Here is a 26,216-nt window from a genome sequence, read left to right as displayed (position 1 = left end):
CGGATTGCCCGGGACCACCCTCGTTCTCCGTGCCGGGCTTCAGGCAGTGGCGCGCAATCGTCGGCGGACGAAGTACACGACCACACCCAGCACCGCCGGGATCGCCAGCGCCACCGGGAGCGCGCCGCCCGGGTCCAGGGTCTGGCGGCCGGTGACCTCGACGTGGATCGGCGAACTCACCGTGAGCGCCCCCGGTCCGTCGGGCAGCACCACGGCGTACACGTCGAACGTTCCGGCGTTGACCGCCTGGATGTCCCACGACACGGTCGTGCTCTCCCCCGGCCCCAACGGTTCCACCGCCTGGGTGGGTCCGGCCGTCCAGTCCTCCAGGTCGACGTAGACGCCGTTCAGCGACGCGACGTTGAGGTGCGCGACGAGTTTCCCCGTCCGCTCGGACCCCTTGTTGGTCACCGTCGACCGGATGTCGAGGTACGACCCGACGGGCTTCTCGACGTTCGTCCCGTCCACGGTCACTTCCACCGTGGCCGCCGCCGTGCCGGGTGCCCACAGGGCCAGGAACACCGCCGCGACCAGCGCGCCCGCGTGCCTCATGCGGGTCCACCCCCTCCGGTGAGCCGGACGATCCGCGGTCCCGCCACGGCCAGCGCGACGATCGCGCCGACCACCGCCACGACGGGCGAGACCAGGTACGTGAGGTCCTGCGTCCAGGTGTGCCCCTTGAGCACCACGAGCTGGAGGTAGTGCATCCCCGCCGTCACCGGGTTGACGCGGGTGAGGGCGTCCCCCACCGCGCTGGTCGGCATCGCGGGCAGTTGGGTGGGCGCGAACAGGGCGAGCACCAGGAACAGCGACACCCCGAGGCTCACCTTGTTCGAACTCGACGCCGCGCTGATCAGCAGGCCGATCGCGGCCATGGCGAGCGAGAGCAGCGTCCCGACGAGCAGCCCGAGCAGCACGGCGCCGGCGACCGCCCCGACGCCGTGGCCGAGCACCCACAGGTACGGCAGGCCGACCAGGAACGTGCCGCCCCACAACGACATCGCGGCGGCCAGCTTGCCCTGGACGATCGCGCCGCGCGAGACCGGCGTCAGCAGCAGGCTCTCCAACGTGCCGCGCTCGCGCTCCCCGCTGATCGCGTCCGCCGCGACGACCAGGGTGATCAGCACCCCCACCGCGACCGAGACCTGGAGCAGGAGGTTGACCGCTTCGCGCTGTTCGAGGAAGTTCAGGATCTGGTTGGTCGCGGCCAGGTAGGTCACGGCGCTGAGCAGGACGCTGTGGGCGAACAGCAGCACCGCCCCCCGGCCGCCCAACCACAGGTCACGGCTCTCCTGCCCGGCGATGACCCACCACCCGGGCCGGGCCGGGCCGGTGTCCGGTTCGGCGATCGCGGTCACGGCTGCTCACCACCGGTGATCGCGAGGAACGCGTCGTTCAGGCGTGCGCCCTCGATCCCGAAGGACAGCACCGGGACGCCGGCGTCCAGCACGGCGGAAAGCGCCTCGTTCAGGCCGTCCGCCGCGGCGAACCCGACCGTGTTCACCCGGTCGTCGGGCAGCACCTCCACGCCGGGCACCGCCGCGAGCACTTCCCTGGCGCGCACCACCTGGTCGGGCGGCACCCGGACGTAGCCGACCCGGCGGCGCGTCGCGGTGTCGGTGATCCCGGCGACGGTGTCGTGGACGATCACCTTGCCCTTGTCCAGGATCAGGACGGTCGAGCAGATTTCCTCTACTTCGGGGAGGGTGTGGGTGGACAGCACCACGGTGACACCGCGGGCCTGGGCGACGGTCCGGACCAGGGCCAGGATCTCCCGCTGCCCGGCCGGGTCCAACCCCAGCGTCGGCTCGTCCAGGAACACCACCACCGGATCGTTGACCAGCGCGCGGGCGATGCCCAACCGCTGCCGCATCCCCCTGCTGTACGAGCCGATCCGGGACGACGCCCGCCCCGCCAGACCCACCTGGTCCAGCAACCGCACCGCCACCCGCACCGCCTGCCCGCGCGACCGCCCGAACAACCGGGCGTGATACGCCAGGTACTCCACCCCCGTCTGGTGCGGCGGATACCCCGCGCTCTCCGGCAGCACCCCGATCCGCGCCCGCACCTCCGCCGGCCGACTGCCCGGCACCCCCGCCACCGAGAACTCCCCCGCCGACGGCACCAACACCGTGGACAACAACCGGATCGTGGTCGTCTTCCCCGCACCGTTGGGCCCCAACAACCCGATCACCTCACCCACCCGCGCGGTGAAACTCACCGACTCCACCGCCGAACGCCCACCAAACCACTTCGACAACCCACGAGCCTCCAGCGTCACACCCGACATGGGCACCGCCTCCACGGTAGGAGCAATGCACGAAGTGGATCGCATGGAGATTAGAGAACGATAAGAACACGAAATAGCCCGGCCGGGGAGATGGCCGGCGCGGAGTCGCAGTGCCGAAGGGCCATTTGGCGGAAGCCCGACTTCGCCCAGGCGTTCCACCGGCCCCGTGCCATCGGAATACGGAGGTCCGAACTGTCAACGCCGGCCCGGCGACAACCCCCGCAGACAGCCGACCGGCAATCGGGTGAACTGCCTCGTGGGCGCACCGCCGCACCGCCTGAGACAGGGCGTGACTCTTCTACCCGCGACGCCGGTGTGCACACAATAGGTCACATTCCAGCGGCAACCCTCGGGCGGCGGAAACAAAAGCCCCGTCCGGGGAGACGTCCGGAGTGAGAACCCTCGGGGAGGGGGCCGCCATGGAGTTCCGACTACTCGGCGCTGTGGAGGCTTGGTCCCACGAACGACAACTTGATCTCGGGCCGCGCAAGCAGCGCTTCGTGTTCGCGGTGCTGGCCCTGAATGCGAATCAACTGGTGCCCGTCGACCGGTTGGTCGACCTGACGTGGCAGGCGCGACCGCCCCGCACCGCGCACCACGGGATCCACGTCATGGTGTCGCGCCTGCGCCGCGCGATCGCGTCGGCCAGGACCGGGCTCGCCGAGGCCGAGATCGTGACCCGCGGTTCGGCGTACGTGCTGAAGCTCGACCCGCTGTCGATCGACGTGCACCGGTTCCGCGCCCGCGTCGCGGAAGCCCGGCAGAAGACCGACGACGCGGCGCGCGTGCACCTGCTGCGGCGGGCGCTCGGCATGTGGCACGGTCCGCCGTTGGCCGACGTGGCGACCTCGGACGTGGCCGCCGTGCTCTGCCAGAGCCTGGAGGAGGCCCGGCTGAGCGCGCTGGAGGAGTGCCTCGACGCCGAGTTGCGACTCGGCAGGCACGCGACCGTCGTGGACGAGCTGACCGAACTCGCGGCGCGGCACCCCTATCGGCAGGGGCTCCAGGCGCAGCTCATGCTCGCGCTCTACCGGTGCGGCCGGGCGACCGACGCGCTGGAGACCTACCGCGCGGCCCGGAGCAGGCTGGCCGACGAGCAGGCGCTCGAACCCGAATCACGGCTGAGCACCCTCCAGCGCGCCATCCTGCGGGCGGACCCGGCGCTCGACGGGCCGCGCGTGCGGGGGCCGGTGCACACCCTGGCGCCGCGGGGGACCTGGTCGCCGGCCGGTTCCGCCGGCCGGGGTGACGAGGTCGTCGTGGAGGCTCGTGGGTTGTCGAAGTGGTTTGGTGGGCGTTCGGCGGTGGAGTCGGTGAGTTTCACCGCGCGGGTGGGTGAGGTGATCGGGTTGTTGGGGCCCAACGGTGCGGGGAAGACGACCACGATCCGGTTGTTGTCCACGGTGTTGGTGCCGTCGGCGGGGGAGTTCTCGGTGGCGGGGGTGCCGGGCAGTCGGCCGGCGGAGGTGCGGGCGCGGATCGGGGTGCTGCCGGAGAGCGCGGGGTATCCGCCGCACCAGACGGGGGTGGAGTACCTGGCGTATCACGCCCGGTTGTTCGGGCGGTCGCGCGGGCAGGCGGTGCGGGTGGCGGTGCGGTTGCTGGACCAGGTGGGTCTGGCGGGGCGGGCGTCGTCCCGGATCGGCTCGTACAGCAGGGGGATGCGGCAGCGGTTGGGCATCGCCCGCGCGCTGGTCAACGATCCGGTGGTGGTGTTCCTGGACGAGCCGACGCTGGGGTTGGACCCGGCCGGGCAGCGGGAGATCCTGGCCCTGGTCCGGACCGTCGCCCAGGCCCGCGGTGTCACCGTGGTGCTGTCCACCCACACCCTCCCCGAAGTAGAGGAAATCTGCACCGGGGTGCTGGTGATGGAGCGCGGGAAGGTCGTCGCCGACCGGGTGCTGACGTGAAGCGGCACGGGCGGGTGCTGGTGGTCGAGGACGAGAGGTCCTTCGCGGACGCGCTGGCCGACGGCTTGCGCGCGGACGGGTTCGAGGTCGAGACCGCCGAGGACGGCCTGCTGGGTCTCGACGCGGGCCTGTCCAGGTCGTTCGACGTGATCGTGCTCGACCTGATGCTGCCCGGCCTCTCCGGTCTCGACGTGTGCGCGCGCCTGCGCCGCGCGGGCGTCGAGGCGCCGGTGCTCGTGCTCACCGCCCGCGACGGCGAACTGGACCAGTTGCGGGCGCTGCGGATCGGCGCGGACGACTACCTCACGAAGCCGTTCTCCTACCGGGTGCTGCTCGCCCGGCTGCACGTCCTGCTGCGCCGGTCGGGTCCGCGCCGGTCGGACGTCCTGGCGGCGGGCGACCTGGTGCTGGACCGCGTGGCGCGGCGCTGCCGCCGGGCCGGCACCGACATCGAGCTGACGCCGCGCGAGTTCGCGCTGCTCGAACTGCTGCTGTCGCGGGCCGGGCAGGTGGTGTCGAAGCGGTTCGCGCTCGACGAGGTGTGGGATCCGGCGATCCCGCTCCAGTCGAACGTGCTGGAGGTGTACGTCGCGTACCTGCGGCGCAAGGTCGACCTGCCGTTCGGGCGGCACGCCATCGGCACCGTGCGCGGGTCCGGGTACCGCCTGGACCCCGGAGGCGGTTAGGTGCGCAGCCGGGGCCGGTGGGGCGTCCAGTTGCGGCTGACCGTGCTCGCGGCGTTGGTCGTGGGGCTGGGGCTGGTCGTCGGCGGCGCGGCGGTGGCGACCCTGGTGCGCGACGACCTGACCGGCGACGCCGAGGAACTGGCCCGGCAGCGGGCCGAGTCGGCGGTGCCGCTGTTCGCCGACGGCGTGCCCGCGGCGCTGCCGGAGCTGGTGCAGGTGGTCGGCCGCGACGGCGCGGTGGTGGCGTCGAACAGCGGGCTCGGCGGCACCCGGCTGCTCGCCCTGTGGCCGGACGCCGACGCGGTCACCGGCACCTCGCGGCTCCCGGACGGCGAGCGCTGCGCCGTCGCCGGGGTGCCGGGCACGGTGGCGGGCCGTCCCGTGGCGGTGTACGCGGCGGCGTCGCTGGACCACGTGGAGGACGGCGTGTCCGCCACCGTCCACGCCATGGCCGTCGTCGTGCCGCTGCTGCTGATCGCGGTCACCCTGGTGTCGTGGCTGCTGGTCGGTCGCGCGCTGCGGCCGATCGAGGCCATCCGCAGGCAGGTCTCGGAGATCACCGGGAGCAGGCTCGACCGCCGGGTGCCGGAGCCGCCGACCGACGACGAGGTGGGCAAGCTGGCCCGCACGATGAACGCGATGCTGGCCCGGATGCAGGCCGACCACGACCGGCAGCAGCGGTTCGCCGCGGACGCCGCCCACGAGCTGCGCAGTCCGCTGGCGGCGATCCGGGCGCGGCTGGAGATCGGCCTGGCGCACCCCGACCGCACCGACTGGGTGCGGTTGGCGCAGGACGTGCACCGCGAGGGGGCGCGGCTGTCCGGGCTCACCGACGAACTGCTCGCACTGGCACGGGCCGACGACGCGCCCGACCCGACCGGGTGGGTGGACCTCGACGAGATCGTGCTCGGCGAGATCGAGTCGGTCCGCTCGCGCGGCACCGTCGAGGTGCACCTGTCGCCGTTCTCCGCCGTCCGCCTGCTCGGCAGTCCCGGGGGGCTGGGCCGGGTCGTCCGGAACCTGCTCGACAACGCCGAGCGGCACGCGCGGAGCACCGTCACCGCAGGGCTGTGGCTGGACCGCGACGGGTTCGCGGAACTGGTCGTGTCCGACGACGGGCCGGGCGTGCCGGAACCCGACCGGGACCACGTCTTCGACCGCTTCTTCCGCGTCCAGCCCGCCCGTGCCCGCCAGGACGGCGGGGCGGGGCTCGGGCTGGCGATCGTCCGTGACATCGTCGAACGCCACGGCGGCGGCGTGTGGCTGGCGGACTCCCCCGCCGGTGCGTCGTTCCACGTGCGACTGCCCGTCACCGCACGGCCGACCGTCGCCGGCGATTAGCGCCTCGTCGGCCGGAGTGATGTTCCTCATCGTTTGACCGGTGCGGGCTGCCGGTAATTTCCAGTGTGCGTTTTTCACCTGGAGGCGACGATGCACGAGACAGACACCGGCCAAGCGGTCGCGAACCCCCGCCGGACCAGGCTGGGGTCGGACTGGACCCCGCAGCCCACCGGCGTGGCCGACCAACCGCGGCCGACTCCCGATCCCGCGCCCGGCACCGGTGCCGGGGAACGCTCGCTCGGCTGAGTCGCGGTGTCCGCTCGAAGGCCCGTGGTCACGTCCGCTCAACGGCCCCGAGATCACTCGGTGTCGATCACTCGGCGGGGAGGAACAGTGGACGATCCGGGAACCGTGCCGGATCGGGCAGCATCCCGATGTCGCCGCCGGACCGCGTCACGTGCGCGTGCAGCAGGCTCGACATCGACCGGCGGAACGCGCCGAGCCCGTTGAGTCCGGGGGGCGCCATCATGACGGGCCAGCCGTTCGGGTCCTCGCCGAGCGGCATCCAGAAGAAGAAGTGCCCCGCGGCGGTGCGGCCCCACGGCACGACACCTCCCGGTTCCGGGTAGAACGGCGCAAGGCCGCCCATCGGGCGGCCTTGCCGGACCACCGCGCCGACCGCGCCGACCAGTTCGTCCAACTCGCCCGGCACGGCGACCCGGATGCCGAGGAAGTCGCCCGCGCCGAACGCCTCGACCACGGCCCGGTAGTCGTCCGGCAGCCGGATGCCGAGATCCCGCTCGACCTCGGCCCAGTCCACCGCCGATCCGGCTCCGGCCACCCTGACTCCGGGCACCCCGACTCCGGCCACCCCGACTCCGGGCACCCCGGCTCCGGGCACCCCGGCTCCGGGCACCCCGGCTCCGGGCACCCCGGCTCCGGGCACCCCGGCTCCGGGCACCCCGGCTCCGGCCACCCCGGCTCCGGCGACGCGGACGAGGTCCGTGCTCTGGTCGGCCTGTCCCTCGACCGTGAGCTTCCCGCCGAACAGACGCGTCCAGTACCCGTGGTCCACACCGTCGGGCGAGAGAGGAGGGGACGGTGCGGCCTCCACGATCGGCCCGAAGTCCGGCGTGCCGTACGGGCCGTAGCCGAGCACGGCGCTGTCGATGCGGCGTTGGAGCAGCGCGAGCAGGAATTCCGACGCGCTGCCCCGGTACTCCTCCCACGTGCTGAACGACTCGTCGCAGAACACCACGGTCCACTCGTCGGACGAGGTGCCGGCGGGAAGCCAGAAGAACGCCTCCCCGTCGGCTCCCTCGCCCCACGGGACGATCCCACCGGGTGCGGGGTGCAGCGGGTAGGGCGTTTCACCCTGCCGCGCGAGGTCGAGCGTCACGTCGAAGCCGGTCACGAAGCGCTCCAGCCACGAAGTGTCCTGCACGGGGCTGATCACCTCGACGTAGCCGTCGAACAGCCCGCTCGGGAACACCGAGGTCAACCGCTTGAAGTCGGCCGGCAGCACGACGCCAAGACGTTCCTCCACAGTGGACCACGGGAGTTCCGCCGGCCCGCCCGGCTTCCATTCGAGCAGCCGCACCAGTTCGTCTACCGCCGACACCCTGTCCCCCCGGTTCTCGATGCCGTTCACGCAGTGGCGTCAACGACTCCCGACTCTACCGGGACTTGATCATCCGGGGCGTCGGACTCGATCGAGTGACCGGTGTTGCAGCGTTCGTCCGGGTGCCCAAGTGTGGATGTGCCTGGGGTTCACCGAGAAGGAGACGACGTGATGGGTTTCTCTTCGATGTGGCGGCGGAGCGGTGCGGTGGTGGCCGCGGTACTGCTGGCGGTGGTGGCCGTGCCTCAGGCGGTGGCGACGGCGTCCCCGCAGGGCGCGACCACGACGGCCTCGCGGGCCGCCCAACCCGGGACCGGCCTCAACGGTTTCCCGGAAGGCTACTTCTTCATCCGGAACGTGGCCAGCGGCAAGGTGCTCGATGTCAAGGACAACAGCAAGGAGGCCGGCGCCTCGATCATCCTCTGGGGACGGAAGGCCGGCGGGTACGACAACCAGTTGTGGAAGTATGACAACGGTTTCCTCGTCAACAAGAACAGCGGACTCTGCCTGGAGGTCCAAGGAGTATCGGGGACCGGTATCCCACCTGGTACGGCGGTAGTGCAGGCCGAGCGGCGGGAACGACCGCACAGCATCAACCAACTCTGGGCGTACAACTACCAGCATCTCATGCCTTACGACCCCAAGGTCAGCCTCTGGGGCGAAAACGGCGACGTCAACACCCCCGGCACCAAGGCGGTCGTGGGTATCCGCATCCACCACGAAATCACGCAGCAATGGATGTTCGACACTCCGTGACGCGGAAGCACGCCGTCGCCCTCTGCCAACGCCGGTAACGGTCGTCGGGTGAGCACTGCGGGAAGGGAGCCTGCCCAGCTCGCGTTGTCGCCGAGCCGGGCAGGCTCCCCGTGACACATCCAGGCTGCCGGGTGTGCCCAATCGCCTGACCGTCGTCGTAGTGCTGCCGGAGCACTCGCTTTGGAGTCGGTCGGCATTCGCCGCGAAGGACACCATGTCGTCTGGGACCGGTGGCGCAATCCTGATGACCACGACCTGCGGTTGCCGGAAGCCAGGTCCGACACCGCGCAGTACGAAGCCGAACTCGCCCGCGCCCACGGGGTGAGGCTGTGGGAATGGCCAGGTCGGACCGTGGCCCGACTGGTACGCGCGAGGCTTCGCCAGGACCCTGGCGTGCTGAGCCGGTGGAACTGCAGTCCGAGATGTGGACCGCGACGACGAGGCTGCCACCGCGTGACCGCGGACTTCCTACGCCGACCGGCATGCTGGGCAGGGGATGCCGAGCCGATCCCGGTAGTGGGCCACTCGGCGATTGCAGACCCCGGACGGCTCCTTGGGATCGCCGCGCTGTCTGTCCTGGTTCAAACCCCATGCCATGTCCCACAGACTATCTTGCCGCGCAAGGTAGCCTGTGGGACATGGATGAAGGCCGAGGCCCGTTGGCACAGATGCGGCGCGGGGTGGTCGAGTACTGCGTGCTCGCGCTGCTGGGCCGGCGGGAGCGGTACGCGGTGGAACTGGTCTCCGTGCTCAGCCGGCACGGGTTGATCGGCGGCGAGGGCACGATCTACCCGCTGTTGTCCAGGCTGCGCAGGCAGGGCTTGGTGGAAACGACGTGGCAGGAGAGCGCGACCGGCCCGCCGCGCAGGTACTACCGGGCCAGTCCGCAGGGTGTCGCGGCGGTCGAGCGGTTCACCCGGGATTGGGAAGCGTTGAGCGAGTCGGTGCGCGGGATCATTGCGGGAGAGGACGAACGGGCATGAACGAGTCGGTGACGCAGCACCCGCTGGTCTCCTCCTACCTGGGTAGGCTGGCGCGCCAGGCCGCACCCCTGGCAGCGGGCCGCCGCAAGGAGTTGTTGCAGGAGATCCGGTCGCACATCGAGGTGTCACTGCCCGCACGCCCGTCCGAGGCGGAGGTCTCCGCGCTGCTGGACAGGTTGGGCACGCCAGACGAGATCGTGGACGCGGAATTGGTCGACTCTGGGCAGTCCTCCGGCGGACGGTTGCGCACGGCGTTCGCCGCTCTGCGGCCGTGGGACGCGACGGGGTTGTTCCTGTTGCTGTTGGGAGGCGCGGCGCTGCCCCCGGTGGGTTACCTGGTCGGCGCTGCGCTGGTGGGCCTGTCGCCACGCTGGACGCCCGCTGCGCGGCTGCTGCTCGTTGCACTGCCCTGCGCGGCAGCGTTGACCACAGTGATCGTCCTGGCCGTCAACGGCGGCTGGTACTCGCCCGCCGACCTGTTGCACGATCCGCGTCAGACCCTCACCGGAATCCGCGACCTCTCCCTCTACGTGCTGCCCTACACCATCGCGCAGACCCTTGCGCTGATCGCCGTGCGGCTCCTGCCCTCCTCGACCCGCTGACCGTTGGTGTTCATGGTGATGACGAGATCACCGCCGGGCCGGTGGCCCTGTTGATCGCCTGCGCGTAGTCGGCCGCAGTGGGGCCGCCGTTGGCCGAGCACTTCTTGATGTCGTCGTAGAGCCACATGAATCCGCCGGGGATGTTCGCCGAGTCGCGCCACTCGCGCATCTTGCTCTCGACCTGCTGGGGAGAGTCGCCCTGGTCGCACCGGTTGCCGTGTTTGCTCCACAGGCCCGGCTCGACGGGCATGCCCAGCTCCGCGGACCAACGGACCGGGTCGTTGCTGCTGCCGCCGGCGTATTTCTGCAGGTACACGCGGTCCACCAGCGGGCCCAGGTCTTGTTTGACGGCCTTCCAGTACGGGGCCGCGGTGTACGGCACGAGGGTGAAGTGCCGGTAGCCGATCAGGTTCGCCATTCGCGCGAACGCCACCGTCGAGGCGACGTCGTAGTTCGACTCGTCGTCGCTGTTGATCGCGTCCGCGCCGGTGGCGGTCTTCAGCGCCAGGAAGTTGCGGAACAGGACGCTGTCCGGTGCGGTGCCCTGCTCGGCGATCAGCTTCTCGATGTTCTCCCAGTCCGGGACGTCCGCCGAACCGACCGACACCTCGATGCGGGTGACCGACGTGGGCGGCTGCTTCAGCGTCCGCAGCCGGGCGGGCCATCCGGGATCACCGACGTACCTGCCGTCGGACACGACCGGCGTGCCGTTGAGGTTGAGGTCGCCGTTGGGCATGACGTGGATGCTCCAGAGGAGCACCGTCGTGAACCCGGACGCCCGCAGGGTGTCCATCTCCGCCTGGCCGCCGCTGTAGAACGGTCCGCCGCCGAAGATCGCGGACCGCCCGGCGGTGGGAGGCGGTGATTGCGCCGCCGCCGCGCCCGGTTGCCCGGCCACGCCGATCGCGACGACGCTCGCCGCCGCGGTGACGACAGCGGGCAGGGACCGGAACCACGTTCGCCTCATGGCTACTCCTCGTTCTCCTGGACAGCCCCCAGAGGAACCTGGAACGGGTTCCAGCGAACCGCGAGCGCAACGCCGCGAAGGCCTCCCGGTTCGGTTTTCCGACCGTAGCAACGGTTTCGACCGGCCTCCACGTCCCGTCCCACTGTCCACACCATCGTGTCGGCGCGGCGCACCGATACCCTGGTGCCGTGACCCCCGATCTCGTCCTGCTGTCACGGGTGTCCTTCCGTGGCCGGGAGATCGCGGGCCCACGGCTGCAAGGGCTCATCGCCCTGCTCGCCGCCGACCTGCGCACCGGCTGCGGCACCGGGCGGCTGGTCGAGGGGCTGTGGCCGGACCTGCAACCGGAGAACCCGCCCAAGGCGCTGCAGATCCTCGTCTCGCGGGCGCGGTCCCTGTTCGGCTCCGACGTCATCGTCCGGACCCCGACCGGCTACCGGCTGGCGCTGACCGAGGACCAGGTCGACAGCTCGGCGGTGCTGATCCGCGCCGCGGCGGCCGTCCGTTGCGCACGGGCCGGCGACCACGCCGCCGCGCTCTCGCACGCCGACGCCGGGCTGGCCTTGTGGGGTGGCGGCGGGCCCGGCCCGGCCGACGACACCGACGGCCCGGTCACCGCGCTGCGGGCGCAGCGGCGGGCCACCCACCGCGCGCTGGTGCGGTCCCGCGCGCTCGCCCTCGCCCGGCTCGACCGGCCGGCCGAGGCGGTGGACCGGTTGGCCGAGGTGGCCGCCGAGCGCCCGCGCGACGAGGAGGTGCTGGTCGAACTGCTGCGGTGCGAGGCGGCGACGGTCGGTCCCGCCACGGCGCTCGCCCGCTACGACGCGTACCGGCGGGCGTTGCGCGATGAACTCGGCACCGATCCCGGCGCGTCGCTGCAAGCCGAGCACCGGCGGCTGCTCCGAGGCGTGGCGCCCGCGGTCCGGCACGGCGTCGTGCACGAGTCCAACCCGTTGCTCGGCCGGGACGACGACGTCGCCGCGGTGGAGGCGTTGCTGCGCACCTCCCGCGTGACCTCGATCGTCGGTACCGGCGGGCTCGGCAAGACCCGGCTCGCCAACGTCATCGCCCGCCGCGCCGAGCTGCCGAGGGTCACCGTCGTGCCGCTCGCCGGCATCGCCGCCGACGACGACGTGGCCCGCGAGGTGGCGATGGCCCTCGGCGTGGGCAAGCACCGCACGCCGGGCGTGGTCGGGCACGTCGCCGGTGACGTCGCCGCCGCCATCGCGGCCTCGCTCGCCACCGGCCCGTCCCTGCTGGTGCTGGACAACTGCGAGCACGTCGTCGCCGGCGCCGCGGACCTGGTCCGCGCCCTGGTGTCGACGACCGCCGAGCTGCGGGTCCTCACCACCAGCCGGACACCGCTGGGGCTGTCGTCGGAATCGGTCTACCCGCTGCCGGAGCTGAGCCTGCCGACGAGCGTCGAGCTGTTCGGACAGCGGGCACGGGCGGCGCGGCCCGGCGTCGACCTGCCCGCGGCGGCCGTGGAGGAGCTGTGCCGGCACCTCGACGGGCTGCCGCTCGCGGTCGAGCTGGCCGCCGCGCGGGTGCGGATCATGTCCGTGGCGGAGATCGCCCGGCGGCTTGACGACCGGTTCGGCCTGTTGCGCGGCGGCGCCCGGGACGCGCCGGAGCGCCACCACACGCTGCACGCGGTCGTGGACTGGAGCTGGAACCTGCTGGATCCGGCCGGTCAGGCGGCGATGCGCGCCCTGTCGGTGTTCGCCGACGGGTGCACCGCCGACGCCGCGAGCGTGCTGCTCGGGGCGCTGCCCGCGACCGCGTGCGAGGCGGACGTGCTCGTGGTGCTCGAACACCTGGTCGACCACTCGCTGATCAAGGTGTCCGACACCCCGTCGGGCACCCGGCTGCGGATGCTGGAGACGGTCCGGGAGTTCAGCGCCGCGCGCCTGGCGGCGGCCGGTGAGACCGACGACGTGGCGACCGCGTTCCTGGGGTGGGCGCGGGGGTTCGGCATGGCCAACCACGCGGACCTGCTCGGCTCCGACCCCTACGACACGGCCGCCGCGGTCCGGGCGGAGCAGGAGAACCTGCTGCAAGCGCTCCGGCTCGCCCTCGGCCGCGACGACCGGCCCACCGTCGTGGCGATCGCCGCGGTCCTCGGCGGCGGGTGGAGCCTGGAGTCCAACTCCCCGCGGCTCGCGACGCTGATCCGGCAGACCTCCTGGACGTTGGCGCGCTACCGGCCGGAGCCGGCTTTTGTCGAGATGACCCGGACCGCCCTGACCATGGCCGTGGTGCACACGTTCGGCTCCGGAGGGCCTCGGCCGGTGCGGGAGGTCGTCGCGCTGCGCCGGCTCGGCCTGGCGCGGCCGGACACGGTGATCCGCGCGATCGGCTGGGTGATCGGCGCGTTGGGCGACCCGGTGGAACTGCAACGGCTGTGCGACAGCACCGAACCGCTGCCGGCCGCTGTCGCGAACGTGTTCGCGAGCTACCACCGGGAGGCCGCCGGCGACGTCGACGCGGCGCTGGAGGCGGCCCGCCAGGCGCTCGACGTCTTCACCGACCGGGACCTGCCGTGGCCGCGCGCGTTCGGCCACGGCCGGGTCGCCGAGCTGTGCCTGCACCTGGAGCAGGGCGCGGCGGCCCGTGACCACCTGGTCGCGGCGCTGCCGCTGCTCCAGCGACTCGGCGCCCGGACCGACGCGGTCGGTGTCCGGGCGTGGCTCGTGCTGGCCGCCCTCCAACTCGGCGACACCGCCGAGGCCGAGCGGTGGCTGGACGGACTCACGCACGTCACGCTGGAAGAGGAGGAGGCCGAGTCGGTCGGCTACGACCTCGGCATCCGGGGCGAGGTGCTGTTCGCCCGCGGTGAGGTGGAGGCCGGCCTGCGGATGTGGCGCGGCGCCGTCGACCAGGTCCGCGACGCCGGTGCCGTTGCCTCCACCGGCGGCCCGCTCGACCTGGACCCGTGGGTGGTGGAGGCGCGGTCGGTGGCCGTCGTCGCGCACGCCCGGCACGGCCGGCTCGACCTCGTCGCCGACCTCGCCGACGCGCTGCCCGGCCCCCTGCCGCACCTGTTGGCCCACCCGCTGGTCGACCCGCCGCAGTACCTGGTCGCGCCGACGATCTGCGGCACCCTGCTGCTGGCGACCGCCATGGCGGACCTCGCACGCGCCCGCCGGACCGGCGATCCGGCCCTCGCGCGGTCGGCGGCCCGGATGATCGCGCTGGCCGAGCGGTTCCGGTTCCTGCGCTACTTCCAGCCGACGATGTCCACGGCGGCGGTCCGGGCGGACGCCGAGCGGGCCGACCGGGCGGCGTACGACGAGGCGGTGTCGTCCTACGCCGACCTGGACCGGGCCGGGCTCCGCGCGGCGGCGCTCGACCTGCTGCGCGAGCGCCCCACCGGCGAGGGGACCGGTCAGCGGGTGCGGTCGCGGTTGTAGAGCCGTTTCGCCCACACGTACCCGGCCAGCGCGATCACGGCGCACCAGCCGAGCGCGAGCACCGCGCTGTCGCCGATCGGCGTGCCGAGGAGCAGGCCGCGCAGCGTCTCCATGATCGGGGTGAACGGCTGGTACTCGGCGAACCACCGCAGTGCGGTCGGCAGCGAGTCCGTGGGCACGAACCCGCTGCCGAAGAAGGGCAGCAGCGTCAACGGCATGGGCAGGTTGCTCGCCGCCGCGACGGTCTTCGTCATCAGGCCCATCGCGACGGCCAGCCACACGAGGGCGAACGCCGTCGCGGTGAGGACCCCGGCCGCCGCCAGCCACTCGACCGCCGTCGCGTCGGGCCGGAAGCCGACCAGCACGGCCACGCCGAGGACGACGGCGAGGCTGAACAGGGTGTGCAGCACGCTGCCCAGCACGTGCCCGGTCAGGACCGACACCCGCGCGATCGCCATGGTCCGGAACCGCGCGATGATGCCCTCCGTCATGTCCAGCGCCACCGAGATCGCGGTGCCCTGGACGGTCCCGGCGATGGTGATGAGCAGGATGCCGGGCGTGACGTAGTTGACGTAGGCGGCGCGACCGCCCGAACCGCCGAGCCCGTCGCCGAGCGTGCCGCCGAGCACGTAGACGAACAGCAGCAGGAAGACGATCGGCACCGCGAGCAGCATCAACGTCATGGACAGGGCGCGCGACATGTGCCGCAACTGGCGGCGCAGCATCGTGGTCGAGTCGCGGACGGCCAGGGAGATCGTCGTCATCGTGCGGTCACCTTTTCAGAGCCGGGAGCGGTTGCCGAGGCGGTCTGGCCGGTCACGGCGAAGAACACGTCATCGAGGTCGGGGGTGTGGACGGCCAGCCCGTCCACCTCGACCGCGGCGGCGTCGAGGCGGTCGAGCAGGACCTTGAGCGAGCGGACGCCGCCGTCGCCGGGCACCCGCAGGACCAGCGACTCGTCCGCCGGGTCCGGCGCGACGTCCAGGATCGTGGCCGCCGCGGCAAGGGCGCGGTCGTCGGCGAACCGCAGCTCGACGTGCCCGCCCGGCACCCGCCGCTTGAGTTCGGCCGGGGTGCCCTGGGCGACGAGCCGGCCGTGGTCGAGCAGGGCGATCCGGTCGGCGAGCTGGTCCGCCTCCTCCAGGTACTGCGTGGTGAGGAAGATCGTCACGCCGCGACCGACCAGGTCCCGGACGATCTGCCACAGGTCGCGCCGGCTGCGCGGGTCCAGCCCGGTGGTCGGCTCGTCCAGGAAGATCACCCGGGGGTTGCCGATGAGGCCCATGGCGAGGTCGAGCCGGCGCCGCATACCGCCCGAGTACGTCACCGCGGGCTTCTTCGCCGCCTCACCCAGGTCGAACCGGTCGAGCAGGTCCGCCGTGCGCCGCCGGCCCTCGGCCCGACCGAGGTGGTGCAGGTCGGCCATGAGCAGCAGGTTCTCCTCGCCGGTGAAGAAGTTGTCCACCGCGGAGAACTGGCCGGTGACGCCGATCGACGCCCGGACCAGATCCGGCTCGCGGACGACGTCGTGACCGCAGACGCGAGCCTCGCCCGCGTCGGCCCGGATCAGCGTCGACAGGATCTGGACCATGGTGGTCTTGCCGGCTCCGTTGGGGCCGAGCAGCGAGAAGACGGTGCCTTCGGGCACGTGCAGGTCGATGCCGTCGAGCACCACCTGGCTGCCGTACGACCTGCGCAGGCCGGTCACCGCGATCGCAGGTTCACTTGGGTTGTTCGTCATGCGGAGGACAGTGCCGCCGCGCCGGATCGCGGCGGTTTCACCGTGGTTTCAGCACTCCCTCACCTCGGCGGTCGAAGATATTCCTTGACACGAATATTCTAGCCAGTGAATACTTCTTGCCATGGACCGGATCGCGTCAGCCCTCGGAGACACCGCGCGGTGGCGCATCGTGGAACTCCTCGCCGAGCGGCCCCGGTCCGTCGGCGAGCTGGCCGAGTTGACCGGGTTGCGGCAGCCGCAGACCACCAAGCACCTCCAGACCCTCGCCCGCGCCGGCCTCGTCACCGTCTTCCCGTTGGGCCAACGACGGGTCTACGCGGTCGAGACGGAGCCCTTGGCGGCTCTCGCGCATCGGTTGCGGGAACTGGTCGAGGCCACCGAAGCGCACGAGGGCGAGCGGGACGTCATCGCGCGGTACCGCGCTGCCATCGAGGCGGAGACGGCCGTCGCGGACGGGGAACGGTGGGCGGACGGCCGTGTCTTCTCGTTCGAGCGGCTGCTGGCCGCTCCCCCGGACCTCGTCTGGCGGCATTGGGTCGACCCCGACCTGTTGGGGTCCTGGTGGGCCCCACCGTCCATGACGGTCACCGACTGCGCTCTGGAGCCGCGCGCGGGCGGGCGCGCCGTCCTCGAATACCGCGATGCCGAAGGGCGGTACCGCTCCGAAGGACGGGTCCACGGCGCGAAGGAAGCCGAACGCCTCGTGTTCGACCTCTCGGTGCTGGACGCGGCCGGGGCGGTCTCGTTCACCGGCCACTACGACCTGACGCTCACCGCGGCCCCGGACGGCACCCGGCTGCGACTCGGCCTGCGCATCACCGAAACGACCGTCGAGGCCGTCCCCTACATCGCCGGGATCGGAACCGGCTGGGGGCAGGTGCTCGACCACCTCGCCGACGCCGTCGGCACGTCCCGGAACACCACCGGAGCACCTACCAAGGGAACGGAACCACCATCATGACCGACTCCACCGGCCGCCGGGTGACCGCGAACATCAGTCTCACCCTCGACGGCCGCTACCACGGCCCCGGCGGGCCCGGCGACCTGGGCGCGATCGTCCCGTACGCGACCACCGAGGTCGCGCGGGACCACCTCACCCGCCTCTGGGAGACCGCGACGACGGCGGTGCTCGGCCGCCGCAACGCCGAGGGGTTCCTGGGGTACTGGCCGTCGGTCGCCGGCGACGAGAACGCCGACCCGCGTGATCGCGGCTACGCGAAGTGGCTGGTCGACACGGAGAAGGTGGTCCTCTCGACCACGTTGGCCGAAGCGCCGTGGGAACGCACCCGCGTGGTGAACGCACCCGCCGCGGACGTCGTCGCGGACCTCAAGGCCACCGGCGAGGGAGACATCCTCGTCAACAGCAGCGCGAGCGTCATCAAGGCGCTCCTCTCGGCGGACCTGCTCGACCGGCTGTACCTCATGGTGTGCCCCGAGATCGCCGGGGGCGGGCCGCGGCTGTTCGACGAGCTGCCGGCTTCGCGGTGGACGCTCACCCACCAGGACGCCGGCGAGCTGGGCGAGATCGCTCTGGTCTACGACCGCGCACGCTGACGACCGCGGTGTCCTCTGTGGACGCACGGTCGTAGCGGGTCATCTTTCGGGTGGTATCGCGAGGCAGGGCGCATGGCGGGCGGTCGCGGTGCGATCCCTTCGGCGGAAGGCTGTGTCGTGTCGGCGGGCCGGTGGTCCGTGCCGGGAGGTGGCGCCATGCTCAGGGTGGGGACGTTTCTGCCCGCTCACCCCGCCGAGGGCGAGGTCGGGAACGGGGGCGTCATCCCTCCGGACGACCACGCGACGCTGATGGACCTGCTGTCGCGGATGCCCGGCGTCGAGTTCGCGCACGACCTGGACTTCCGGGATTCCCACATCCGCCAGGGCCGGGTCCACTGCGGCGACGTGTGCCTGAACGACCTGGACGTGTACCTCTGGCATGTCGACTTCGCGCGGAAGCCGGGGAGCTACGACCTGGACGCGCTGCTGACCTTGAAGCACGACACCGCGGTCGTCCCGGATCCCGAGCGGATCGCCGTCGCCTTCGACAAGCACTGGTCGTACCTGACACTCGCCCGCGCCGGCGTCCCGGTGCCGGACAGCATGCCGGTCAGCCGGCGCACCCTGGATGCCGCGGCGCCCGCGATCGAGGAATGGCGGCATGCCGTCCTCAAACCCCGCCGAGGCTGCTTCGGCTGGGGCGTGCTGTTCATCGACAGCTTCACCACGCTCAGGGACATCGTCGGCTACATCGACTCGGAGACCACCGAGGGACGGGTCCGCGGCGTGCCGTCGGCGGCGTCGGCACGCAGCTACCTGCTGGAGCGCTTCTACCCCAACGACCCGGACGAGTGGCTGGGGGTCACGCTCGCGGGGCAGGAGGTGATGTACGGCTTCCGGAAGGGCGCGGACCGCCACGTGCGGTGGAACGACTTCGCCTGGAAGGTCTACGACCCGGAACGCGGTGGCGGCTCCGTCGAGCACCGGGAGGTGCCCGCCGCCCACGCCGCGCCGGCCCACCGGGCCGAGCGCGCCTTCGGGCTGCCGCTGCTCGGCCTGGACATCATCTGCCACGACGGCGAACCGATCGTGGTCGACGTCAACAGCGGCCCCGCGCTCTACCCGGACCTCTTCGCCTCGGCCGGCCGATCCCTGCCACACGAGCTGCACCGCGTCTTCGCCGCCGCGATCGACGCGGCGGCGGGGGTGGGCGTCAGGCCGCGCGCCTCTTCCCGGCCGGCGTGAGGGCGGAGCCGGCCCGGCCCGGGTCTGTCCCCGGGCCGGGATGAGGCTGCCGATCAGGTGAGCGAGGCGGCGAACATGCCCGCCTCGTAGGAACCTCCCCGCTGGTGCACGATCACGGCGAGCCGGTTGGCCGCGTTGATCAGGGCGACCAGCGCGATCAGCGCGGCGGTCTGGTCGTCGTCGTAGTGCTCGCGCACCAGGGCCCAGGTCTCGTCGGACACGCCGGTGTGGGCGTCGGCGAGCCGGGTGCCTTCTTCGGCCAGCGCCAGTGCGGCCTGCTCGGCCTCGGTGAACACGGTGGACTCGCGCCAGGCCGCGACCAGGTTGAGCCGGACCGACGTCTCACCGGCGGCGGCGGCTTCCTTGGTGTGCATGTCGATGCACCAGCCGCAGCCGTTGATCTGGCTGGCGCGCAGCGACACCAGCTCCTGGGTGGACTTCGGCAGCGACGACTGGTGGATCACCAGGCCGGCGTTGGCGAACCGCTTGGCGAACTTGCCGGCGACCTCGTTGTCGAACAGGTTGAAACGGGTTTCCATGACTTCGTCCTCACTCGTCGTGGTGCGATCCGGACGAACACGAGATGCCGGCGACCCGGTCCTTGTGACAGCACGGGCAGGTGACGCAGGCCATAGACCGCGGTGTCACAAAACGGAGGTGGCCGGTGTCTGATGGGGGACACAGTCGAGGATGAAGCGGAGTCACCCATGGACGGCACGTCGCCGACCGCGCCCGGGGACAGCGGCGGGGGCACGAGCCCGGACGACCGCGCGGACCACGCCACCGAGGCGTTCGTCGCCCACCGCAACCTGCTGTTCACCGTCGCCTACGAGATGCTCGGCTCGGCCGCCGACGCCGAAGACGTCCTCCAGGAGACCTGGCTGCGGTGGACGACCGTCGATCTCGACACCGTGCGGGATCCGCGCGCCTACCTGGTCCGCATCACCACCCGTCAGGCGCTCGGCCGGTTGCGCGCGCTCGGCCGGCGCAAGGAGTCCTACGTCGGGCCGTGGCTGCCCGAGCCGCTGCTGACCGCGCCCGACGTGGCCGAGGACGTCGAGTTGGCCGACAGCCTCTCCATGGCCATGCTGCTGGTGCTGGAAACCCTCACGCCGACCGAACGAGCGGTGTTCGTGCTGCGCGAGGTCTTCGACCTGGCCTACGACGAAATCGCCGAAGCCGTCGACAAGACCCCCGCCGCGGTCCGCCAGATCGCCCACCGGGCACGGGCACACGTCGCCGCACGACGACCGCGCGGAGCCGTCTCCCCCGCCGAGACCCGGAGCGCGCTGGAGGCGTTCCGCCGGGCGGTCGAGACCGGCGACCTGCAAAGCCTGCTCGACATCCTCGCACCGGACGTCGTCCTCCTGGGTGACGGTGGCGGCGTCGTGCAGGCCGTGCTGCGGCCCGTCGTGGGCGCCGACAGGGTGGCCCGCGTGCTGGCCTCCGGGCTGGGCAGGGTCGCCGCCGCGGTGTCGCTGCGGCCGGCACAGGTCAACGGCCATCCGGCGCTGGTCCTCCGGCTCGACGGCGCGCTCGACACCGTCATGGCCGTGCGCATCGACGACGGTCTCATCACCGGGCTTTACGCCGTGCGCAATCCCGAGAAGCTGTCGCGCATGGAGCGGGAGACCACTCTGCGCCGCTGAATACCCGGCGTGACAACGAATTCACCGTTGAGCGCACAGCTTCGCCCGTCCGGGAACGCCGGGAAGTGAGCTAATGGGGCAGCCGTCCCAGGAGGTACGTCATGCGCTCGCTGTCGTCCGTGCTCGCCGGTGTGCTGCTGCTCGCGGCGTCGGCCGTGCCCGCCCAGGCGCAACCCGACCAGGTCGTGCTCCGCAGCTCCGGCCTGCCGGGCCAAGCCCTGGAAGCGAAGGCCAAGAACGGCAAGGTGTTCACCGCCGCACGCCACGGCGGGCCGACCCAGCGTTGGGCGATCCACCACGACGACGAGGGCCGCTTCGCGGTGGTGACGCATCCGGCGTCGGAGTCCTGCCTGACCGGGAACGAGCCGGACAACGTGCGCGTGCTGGACTGCATCGGCGCGCAGAGCCAGTCCTGGGTGGTGCGCCGCGCGCCGGGAGGCCTGGTGTCGCTGGCGAACGCCCTCACGCCGGAGCTGTGCCTGACCGCCCTGGGTGAAAACCGGCCGACGGCCCTGCACCCCTGCTCCGACCACCCCCGTCAGTTGTGGCGTCCGGTCGGGGTGGCTCCCGCATCCGTCGAGGCCGATGCGGTGTGAGGCCGGCCGGGACCGGTCACCCGGCTCGACGGGGCACGGGGGTGACGAAGCCTGCCGGGTGCTCGGCCGTCAGCGGGGGCGCCGCGCCGCGGAAGGCCGCCAACTGGGCGGCCGAGAGGCAGAACACGCGGTTGCCGGCGGACTCCGCCCACGTCGTCAGGGCTCGGTGCGGCAACTCGCGGTCGGAGGCGGCCAGGACCACGTTGCCCGCTTTCCTGCCCAACAGCACGCCCGGTTCGGCGAGGAGCACGACGTGCGGGAACACCTCGGTGAGGGACGCCACCGCACGCAGTGGCAGGGTCAGGTCCGCCGCTGACCACATGTTGCCCAGGTACAGGCCGCCGGGGCGGATGACCCTCGCGATCTCGCGCAGGAACTCGACCGCCGCCAGGTGGATCGTCACGGTGCCCGCCTGGAAGACGTCCATGACCACCACGTCGGCGGAGGCGTCGGGGGTGCGTTCGATTCCCGCCTCGCCGTCCTCGACGTGCACCTGGAGGTTCGCGATCGCGTCCAGGTCCAGGTGCGAGCGCACGAGGTCGACCAGCGGGCCGTCCTGTTCGTAGACGGTCTGGGACGATCCCGGCCGGGTCGCGGCCAGGTACCTCGCGATCGTGAAGCCACCCCCGCCGACCTGGAGGGCCGACACCGGCTCGCCGGCGGGCCAGTGCAGGTCCAGCACCCGGGCCGCCCACTCGATGTACGGCAGGTGCAGGTACGTCGGGTCGGCCAGATCCACATAGGACTGGAGCGTGCCGTCGACCGTGAGCAGCCAGCTCGTCGGGCGGTACGGGCCCGGCGTCAGCCGTGCCGCGCCGAACTTCACCTGTCGGTCCACGGCTTCGCGGGATTCCACGCCGCCACCATAGACCGCGGGCCACCATGACCAGGGCGCCTTCGGCGTGGTTGGCCGCCCGGACACCCGCAACTTGATCGACTGACGTACGGTGGAACCTCGCCGGCTCACCACTCGGGGGTGGCTCCACTTGGGAATCCGTCGCACCGGAAGACGTTCGGGGCTTGCCGACCCCGGAGCGTCGCCATGAGCTTCTGGGAGTTCGTGGCCGACCGGTGGAACCGGCTGCTGGTGGAGTCCCTGCTGCACGTCAGTGCCGTGGTCCAGTGCACGGTGGTGGCGGTGGTCATCGGGGTGGGGATCGGTGTCGCGGTGTACCGCAGCCCGCTCGGCTCGGCCGCCGCCGTCGCGTTGACCAGCGCGGTCCTCACGATCCCCTCGTTCGCGCTGCTCGGGCTGCTCATCCCGGTGCTGGGACTCGGCGCGGAACCGACCGTGGTCGCACTCGTGCTGTACGGGCTGCTGCCGATCGTCCGGAACACCATCGTGGGTCTGGCCGGAGTGGACGGCGCCGTGCGGGACGCGGCGCGGGGCATCGGGATGAGCCGGTTCGGCGTGTTGACCAAGGTCGAGCTGCGGCTGGCCTGGCCGGCGATCCTCACCGGGACGCGGGTCGCCACCCAGATGTTGATGGGCATCGCGGCGATCGCCGCCTACGTGCGCGGTCCCGGCCTCGGGGTGGAGATCTTCGCCGGGCTGACCCGGGCGGGCAGCGCGAACGCCACCAACCAGGCGATCGCGGGCACGCTCGGCATCGTCGTCCTCGCGCTGGTCCTGGACGGGATCTTCGCGCTGATCGGCCGGCACACCACCTCCAGGGGGATCCGTGGCGAGTGAGATCGAACTCATCGACGTGACCAAGCGGTACCCCGGCGTCGCCGCGCCGGCGGTGGACTCGGTCAGCCTGACCATCCGGGCGGGTGAGATCGTGGTGCTGGTCGGCCCGTCCGGGTGCGGCAAGACCACCACCATGCGGATGATCAACCGGCTGATCGAGCCGACGTCGGGCCGGATCACCATCGACGGCGAGGACACCCTGTCGCTGGACCCCGACCGGTTGCGCCGCCGCATCGGCTACGCCATCCAGCAGGCCGGGCTGTTCCCCCACCTGACGGTCGGCCAGAACGTCGGCACGGTGCCGGGGCTGCTCCGGTGGGGCAAGGCGAAGGTGTCCGACCGGGTGGACGAGATGCTGGACCTGGTGGGGCTGGACCCGGCCGAGTTCCGCGACCGCTACCCCCGGCAGCTATCGGGCGGCCAGCAGCAGCGGGTCGGCGTCGCCAGGGCGCTCGCGGCCGATCCGCCGGTGCTGCTGATGGACGAGCCGTTCGGCGCGGTCGACCCGATCACCCGGGGCAACCTCCAGGACGAGTTGATCCGGCTCCAGGCGGAGCTGCACAAGACGATCGTGTTCGTCACGCACGACTTCGACGAGGCGGTCAAGCTCGGCGACCGGATCGCGGTGCTCGGTCCGCGGTCGCGGATCCTCCAGTACGACACCCCGGAGGCCATCCTGGCGAACCCGGCCGACGACACGGTCGCCGGGTTCGTCGGGGCCGGCGCGTCGCTCAAGCAGCTCCGGCTGCGGAGGGTGCGCGAGGTCGAGCTGAGCCGGGCGGTGACCGCGCGGACGACCGACAAGCCCGCCGACATCGGCCGCAGGCTGGTCGAGTCGGGACGCGAGTACGCGCTGCTGCTGGACGCCCGCAACCGGCCGGTGAGCTGGGCGCACGTCCGCGACCCGGGGCAGCCGCGGCCGGTGGGCGACTCGGTGACGCTCCAGTCGACGTTGCAGGACGCCCTGGAGGCGATCCTCACCGAAGGCGGCGCGGCGGTGGTCACCGGCGCGCGCGGGGAGTACGTCGGCCTGGTGGAGATGGACGCCGTGATCGGCACGGTGCGGGAACTGCGCGAACACCACGCGGAGGCGGACTCGTGACGGCCGCGGCGGCGCAGCGGCAACGGGCCGACCGGCTGCGGTTGCTGGTCCAGCCGATCGCCGTGGTGGTGCTCGTCGGCGGTGTGCTGGCCTGGGCGTTCGCCCAGGACCTCGACTCGATCGAGCGGCAGAGCCTCACCGCGGCGAACCTCGTGTCGGCCACCTGGGACCACCTGGTGATCAGCTTCGTGGTGACCGCGCTGGTGCTGGTGGTGGCCGTCCCGCTGGGCGTCGTGCTGACCCGTCGGTGGGCGCGGCGGGCGGCGCCGGTGTTCCTCGGCATCGCCACGATCGGCCAGGCGTCACCGGCGATCGGCATCCTGGTGCTGTTCTTCCTGGTGTCGGGGTTGGAGGGGTTGTGGGCGGCGGTGCTGCCGATCGCCTTCTACACCCTGCTGCCGGTGCTGCGCAACACCATGGTCGGTCTGCAGGGGGTCGATCCGGCGCTGGTCGACGCCGGGCGCGGGATCGGCATGTCCGCGGGGGCCGTGCTGCGCCGGATCGAGCTGCCCCTGGCGGTGCCGCTGATCCTGGCCGGGCTGCGGACCGCGTTGGTGCACGCGGTCGGGGTGGCGACCCTCGCGGTGTTCGTCAACGGCGGCGGGCTGGGCCTGCTGATCGACACCGGCTACAAGCTCGCCCGGGTGCCGGTGTTGATCACCGGGGCCGTGCTCGCCGTCGGACTCGCCCTGTTGGTGGACTGGCTCGGCGCCGTCGTGGAGACCTACCTCGGACCGAAGGGACTGCGATGAGCGGGGGACGGACGACCCGGCTGAGGCGGCTGGCGGCGCTGGCGGCCACCGCCGGCCTGCTGGCGTCCGGGTGCGGCCTGGAGTCCTCGTTCGCGCTGCCGTTCGAGGTGGGGCCCGGCTCGATCCGGCCGGTGCCGGAGCTGACCGGGGTCGGCATCGCGGTGGGGTCCAAGGACTTCACCGAGAGCCAGATCCTGGGCTACCTCGCCGAGGTCGCGCTGACCGCGGCCGGCGCCGAGGTGCGGGACATGACCAACATCCAGGGCTCCAACAGTTCCCGCCAGGCGCTGATCACCGGCGACATCGACCTGTCGTGGGACTACACCGGCACGGGGTGGATCAGCTACCTGGGCAACACCGACCCGATCGCGGGCGAGCGGGCGCAGTACGAAGCCGTGCGGGACGCCGACCTCGCCCGCAACGGTCTCCGCTGGCTGGAGTACGCGGCGGTGAACAACACCTACGCGTTCGCCGTCACCGAGTCGTTCGCCCGGACGCACGGCCTGCGGACCACGTCGGACATGGCCGAGTTGATCCGACGCGAGCCCGACCAGGCCGTGTTCTGCCTGGAGACCGAGTTCGCCAGCCGCAACGACGGGTTCCCGGGCGTGGCGCGGGCCTACGGGTTCGACCCGGGCTCGGTGGAGGTCAAGACGTTCGGCATCGGCACGATCTACACCGCGACCTCGCAGGGCACCTGCAACTTCGGCGAGGTGTTCACCACCGACGGCCGGATCCTCGGGCTGAACCTCGTGGTGCTGGAGGACGACCGGAAGTTCTTCCCCCAGTACAACGCCACCATCGTGCTCCGCGAGGAGTTCGCCAAGGCCCATCCACAGGTCGCGGAGGTGATGGCGCCCATCGCCGCGAAGTTGGACAACGACACGATCCGCGGGCTCAACGCCGAGGTGGACGTCGACGGTCGCGACCCGGCCGTGGTCGCCCGTGACTGGCTGGTGGCCGAAGGGTTCGTGTCACTGCCCGGTCCCTGAGGCTTCGTGTCACTGCCCGGTTCCCGACCGCTCGGCGGTGCGGCGGGAGCGGGTCAGGGCCAGCCCACCGAGGATCGCGCCGACCAGCCCGACCGCCATGGCCACGACGCCGCCGCCCAGGCCGTTGCCGGTGCCGAGACCACCGTCGGCGGTGACCACGACCAGCCCGCCGAGCGCGATCCCGATCAGTCCGGCGACCACGGCGATGATGGACCCGCGTCGCCCGGAGCCGGTGCCGGTGCCGGTGCCGGTGCCGGTGCCGGTGCTGGGGCGGCCTGCGGAGCGGGCCAGGGCCAACCCGCCGACGGCCACGCCGATCAGGCCCGTCAGCGCGGCGACGATGGCGACGAGCCGCCCCGAACCCATGGCGTAGACATCGGCATCGGCAAGCAGGTGACTTACGGACATGAGGTGCTCCTTCTCCAGACGACCGGACTTCGCCG

The 26,216-nt window shown here is 72.0% G+C and carries 27 protein-coding genes; 17 read left to right on the top strand and 10 right to left on the bottom strand.

The window, feature by feature from the left end; all coding sequences use genetic code 11:
• Window positions 1-39: 39 nt before the first annotated feature.
• Genes ACQPZF_RS16320 through ACQPZF_RS16310 form a run of 3 tightly spaced genes read right to left on the bottom strand, consistent with a single transcriptional unit; the run spans window position 40 to window position 2,290 of the window.
• Entirely contained in the window at window positions 40-552 is a 513-nt protein-coding gene (locus ACQPZF_RS16320) for a hypothetical protein (RefSeq protein ID WP_433272425.1), read from the bottom strand.
• Window positions 549-1,358: an ABC transporter permease gene (locus ACQPZF_RS16315; RefSeq protein WP_433272423.1), complete on the bottom strand. Its 810-nt coding sequence runs from the start codon at window positions 1,356-1,358 to the stop codon at window positions 549-551. The genes ACQPZF_RS16320 and ACQPZF_RS16315 overlap by 4 nt, the downstream gene beginning before the upstream one ends.
• A complete protein-coding gene (locus tag ACQPZF_RS16310; RefSeq protein WP_433274577.1) occupies window positions 1,355-2,290 on the bottom strand; it encodes an ABC transporter ATP-binding protein in 936 nt (311 codons plus the stop codon). The genes ACQPZF_RS16315 and ACQPZF_RS16310 overlap by 4 nt, the downstream gene beginning before the upstream one ends.
• Window positions 2,291-2,709: 419 nt before the next feature.
• On the opposite strand from ACQPZF_RS16310, the gene ACQPZF_RS16305 reads away from it, so the two are divergent.
• The 4 genes from ACQPZF_RS16305 (at window position 2,710) to ACQPZF_RS16290 (ending at window position 6,473) form a co-directional block, all read left to right on the top strand.
• Window positions 2,710-4,200, top strand: a complete 1,491-nt coding sequence (locus ACQPZF_RS16305) for a BTAD domain-containing putative transcriptional regulator (RefSeq protein WP_433272421.1) — start codon at window positions 2,710-2,712, stop codon at window positions 4,198-4,200.
• On the top strand, window positions 4,197-4,886 hold the full coding sequence (locus ACQPZF_RS16300) for a response regulator transcription factor (protein WP_433272419.1): 690 nt from the start codon (window positions 4,197-4,199) through the stop codon (window positions 4,884-4,886). Before ACQPZF_RS16305 ends, ACQPZF_RS16300 begins: the two co-directional genes overlap by 4 nt.
• Complete coding sequence (locus tag ACQPZF_RS16295; protein WP_433272417.1) at window positions 4,887-6,227, top strand: sensor histidine kinase; 1,341 nt, start codon at window positions 4,887-4,889, stop codon at window positions 6,225-6,227. It abuts the gene before it with no gap.
• A gap of 90 nt (window positions 6,228-6,317) precedes the next feature.
• On the top strand, window positions 6,318-6,473 hold the full coding sequence (locus ACQPZF_RS16290) for a hypothetical protein (protein ID WP_433272414.1): 156 nt from the start codon (window positions 6,318-6,320) through the stop codon (window positions 6,471-6,473).
• Window positions 6,474-6,540: 67 nt separating this feature from the next.
• Here ACQPZF_RS16290 and ACQPZF_RS16285 read toward each other — a convergent pair whose 3' ends face one another.
• A complete protein-coding gene (locus ACQPZF_RS16285) occupies window positions 6,541-7,788 on the bottom strand; it encodes a hypothetical protein (RefSeq protein WP_433272412.1) in 1,248 nt (415 codons plus the stop codon).
• Window positions 7,789-7,959: 171 nt separating this feature from the next.
• Between ACQPZF_RS16285 and ACQPZF_RS16280 the strand changes: the two genes are divergently transcribed.
• The 3 genes from ACQPZF_RS16280 to ACQPZF_RS16270 all read left to right on the top strand — a co-directional run bounded on the left by ACQPZF_RS16280 (window position 7,960) and on the right by ACQPZF_RS16270 (window position 10,129).
• Window positions 7,960-8,544, top strand: coding sequence for an RICIN domain-containing protein (locus ACQPZF_RS16280; protein ID WP_433272410.1), 585 nt, complete (start codon window positions 7,960-7,962; stop codon window positions 8,542-8,544).
• 638 nt (window positions 8,545-9,182) lie between these two features.
• Window positions 9,183-9,527: a PadR family transcriptional regulator gene (locus ACQPZF_RS16275; protein WP_433272408.1), complete on the top strand. Its 345-nt coding sequence runs from the start codon at window positions 9,183-9,185 to the stop codon at window positions 9,525-9,527.
• A complete protein-coding gene (locus tag ACQPZF_RS16270; RefSeq protein ID WP_433272406.1) occupies window positions 9,524-10,129 on the top strand; it encodes an HAAS signaling domain-containing protein in 606 nt (201 codons plus the stop codon). The genes ACQPZF_RS16275 and ACQPZF_RS16270 overlap by 4 nt, the downstream gene beginning before the upstream one ends.
• 10 nt (window positions 10,130-10,139) lie before the next feature.
• Here ACQPZF_RS16270 and ACQPZF_RS16265 read toward each other — a convergent pair whose 3' ends face one another.
• A complete protein-coding gene (locus ACQPZF_RS16265; RefSeq protein ID WP_433272404.1) occupies window positions 10,140-11,096 on the bottom strand; it encodes a lysyl endopeptidase in 957 nt (318 codons plus the stop codon).
• Window positions 11,097-11,284: 188 nt separating this feature from the next.
• Between ACQPZF_RS16265 and ACQPZF_RS16260 the strand changes: the two genes are divergently transcribed.
• The gene (locus ACQPZF_RS16260) at window positions 11,285-14,509 is read left to right on the top strand and encodes an ATP-binding protein (RefSeq protein WP_433272402.1); all 3,225 of its coding nucleotides are present in this window, start codon (window positions 11,285-11,287) and stop codon (window positions 14,507-14,509) included.
• Here ACQPZF_RS16260 and ACQPZF_RS16255 read toward each other — a convergent pair.
• Both ACQPZF_RS16255 and ACQPZF_RS16250 read right to left on the bottom strand, forming a co-directional pair.
• Entirely contained in the window at window positions 14,485-15,273 is a 789-nt protein-coding gene (locus ACQPZF_RS16255) for an ABC transporter permease (RefSeq protein WP_433272400.1), read from the bottom strand. The two genes, ACQPZF_RS16260 and ACQPZF_RS16255, sit on opposite strands and share 25 nt — an antisense overlap.
• The gene (locus tag ACQPZF_RS16250; RefSeq protein WP_433272398.1) at window positions 15,270-16,250 is read right to left on the bottom strand and encodes an ATP-binding cassette domain-containing protein; all 981 of its coding nucleotides are present in this window, start codon (window positions 16,248-16,250) and stop codon (window positions 15,270-15,272) included. Before ACQPZF_RS16250 ends, ACQPZF_RS16255 begins: the two co-directional genes overlap by 4 nt.
• 121 nt (window positions 16,251-16,371) lie before the next feature.
• On the opposite strand from ACQPZF_RS16250, the gene ACQPZF_RS16245 reads away from it, so the two are divergent.
• From ACQPZF_RS16245 to ACQPZF_RS16235, 3 genes are all read left to right on the top strand, one after another.
• A complete protein-coding gene (locus ACQPZF_RS16245) occupies window positions 16,372-17,211 on the top strand; it encodes a metalloregulator ArsR/SmtB family transcription factor (RefSeq protein WP_433272396.1) in 840 nt (279 codons plus the stop codon).
• Window positions 17,208-17,804 carry a dihydrofolate reductase family protein gene (locus ACQPZF_RS16240; protein WP_433272395.1) on the top strand — a complete coding sequence of 199 codons (597 nt, stop codon included), beginning with the start codon at window positions 17,208-17,210 and terminating at the stop codon, window positions 17,802-17,804. The genes ACQPZF_RS16245 and ACQPZF_RS16240 overlap by 4 nt, the downstream gene beginning before the upstream one ends.
• 156 nt (window positions 17,805-17,960) lie before the next feature.
• On the top strand, window positions 17,961-18,989 hold the full coding sequence (locus tag ACQPZF_RS16235) for an ATP-grasp domain-containing protein (RefSeq protein ID WP_433272393.1): 1,029 nt from the start codon (window positions 17,961-17,963) through the stop codon (window positions 18,987-18,989).
• 53 nt (window positions 18,990-19,042) lie between these two features.
• Here the strand turns inward: ACQPZF_RS16235 and ACQPZF_RS16230 are convergent, their stop codons facing one another.
• The gene (locus tag ACQPZF_RS16230; RefSeq protein WP_433272392.1) at window positions 19,043-19,528 is read right to left on the bottom strand and encodes a carboxymuconolactone decarboxylase family protein; all 486 of its coding nucleotides are present in this window, start codon (window positions 19,526-19,528) and stop codon (window positions 19,043-19,045) included.
• A 168-nt stretch (window positions 19,529-19,696) separates the two neighbouring features.
• Here ACQPZF_RS16230 and ACQPZF_RS16225 point away from each other — a divergent pair, with 168 nt between their 5' ends.
• Both ACQPZF_RS16225 and ACQPZF_RS16220 read left to right on the top strand, forming a co-directional pair.
• Window positions 19,697-20,638, top strand: coding sequence for an RNA polymerase sigma-70 factor (locus ACQPZF_RS16225; protein ID WP_433272390.1), 942 nt, complete (start codon window positions 19,697-19,699; stop codon window positions 20,636-20,638).
• 101 nt (window positions 20,639-20,739) lie between these two features.
• Entirely contained in the window at window positions 20,740-21,234 is a 495-nt protein-coding gene (locus ACQPZF_RS16220; protein ID WP_433272388.1) for an RICIN domain-containing protein, read from the top strand.
• Window positions 21,235-21,250: 16 nt separating this feature from the next.
• Here the strand turns inward: ACQPZF_RS16220 and ACQPZF_RS16215 are convergent, their stop codons facing one another.
• On the bottom strand, window positions 21,251-22,090 hold the full coding sequence (locus tag ACQPZF_RS16215; protein ID WP_433272386.1) for a spermidine synthase: 840 nt from the start codon (window positions 22,088-22,090) through the stop codon (window positions 21,251-21,253).
• A 186-nt stretch (window positions 22,091-22,276) separates the two neighbouring features.
• On the opposite strand from ACQPZF_RS16215, the gene ACQPZF_RS16210 reads away from it, so the two are divergent.
• Genes ACQPZF_RS16210 through ACQPZF_RS16195 form a run of 4 tightly spaced genes read left to right on the top strand, consistent with a single transcriptional unit; the run spans window position 22,277 to window position 25,773 of the window.
• Window positions 22,277-22,927: an ABC transporter permease gene (locus ACQPZF_RS16210; RefSeq protein WP_433272384.1), complete on the top strand. Its 651-nt coding sequence runs from the start codon at window positions 22,277-22,279 to the stop codon at window positions 22,925-22,927.
• Complete coding sequence (locus ACQPZF_RS16205; RefSeq protein WP_433272381.1) at window positions 22,917-24,029, top strand: ABC transporter ATP-binding protein; 1,113 nt, start codon at window positions 22,917-22,919, stop codon at window positions 24,027-24,029. Before ACQPZF_RS16210 ends, ACQPZF_RS16205 begins: the two co-directional genes overlap by 11 nt.
• The gene (locus ACQPZF_RS16200) at window positions 24,026-24,781 is read left to right on the top strand and encodes an ABC transporter permease (RefSeq protein ID WP_433272379.1); all 756 of its coding nucleotides are present in this window, start codon (window positions 24,026-24,028) and stop codon (window positions 24,779-24,781) included. Before ACQPZF_RS16205 ends, ACQPZF_RS16200 begins: the two co-directional genes overlap by 4 nt.
• Window positions 24,778-25,773 carry a glycine betaine ABC transporter substrate-binding protein gene (locus ACQPZF_RS16195; RefSeq protein WP_433272378.1) on the top strand — a complete coding sequence of 332 codons (996 nt, stop codon included), beginning with the start codon at window positions 24,778-24,780 and terminating at the stop codon, window positions 25,771-25,773. The genes ACQPZF_RS16200 and ACQPZF_RS16195 overlap by 4 nt, the downstream gene beginning before the upstream one ends.
• Window positions 25,774-25,782: 9 nt before the next feature.
• Here the strand turns inward: ACQPZF_RS16195 and ACQPZF_RS16190 are convergent, their stop codons facing one another.
• On the bottom strand, window positions 25,783-26,181 hold the full coding sequence (locus ACQPZF_RS16190; RefSeq protein ID WP_433272376.1) for a DUF6223 family protein: 399 nt from the start codon (window positions 26,179-26,181) through the stop codon (window positions 25,783-25,785).
• Between the last annotated feature and the right edge of the window lie 35 nt (window positions 26,182-26,216).

Origin of the sequence: Actinosynnema sp. CS-041913, from assembly GCF_050942485.1 — a bacterium.
Classification (GTDB): domain Bacteria; phylum Actinomycetota; class Actinomycetes; order Mycobacteriales; family Pseudonocardiaceae; genus Actinosynnema.
This window is presented reverse-complemented; position numbering and strand designations above follow the sequence as displayed.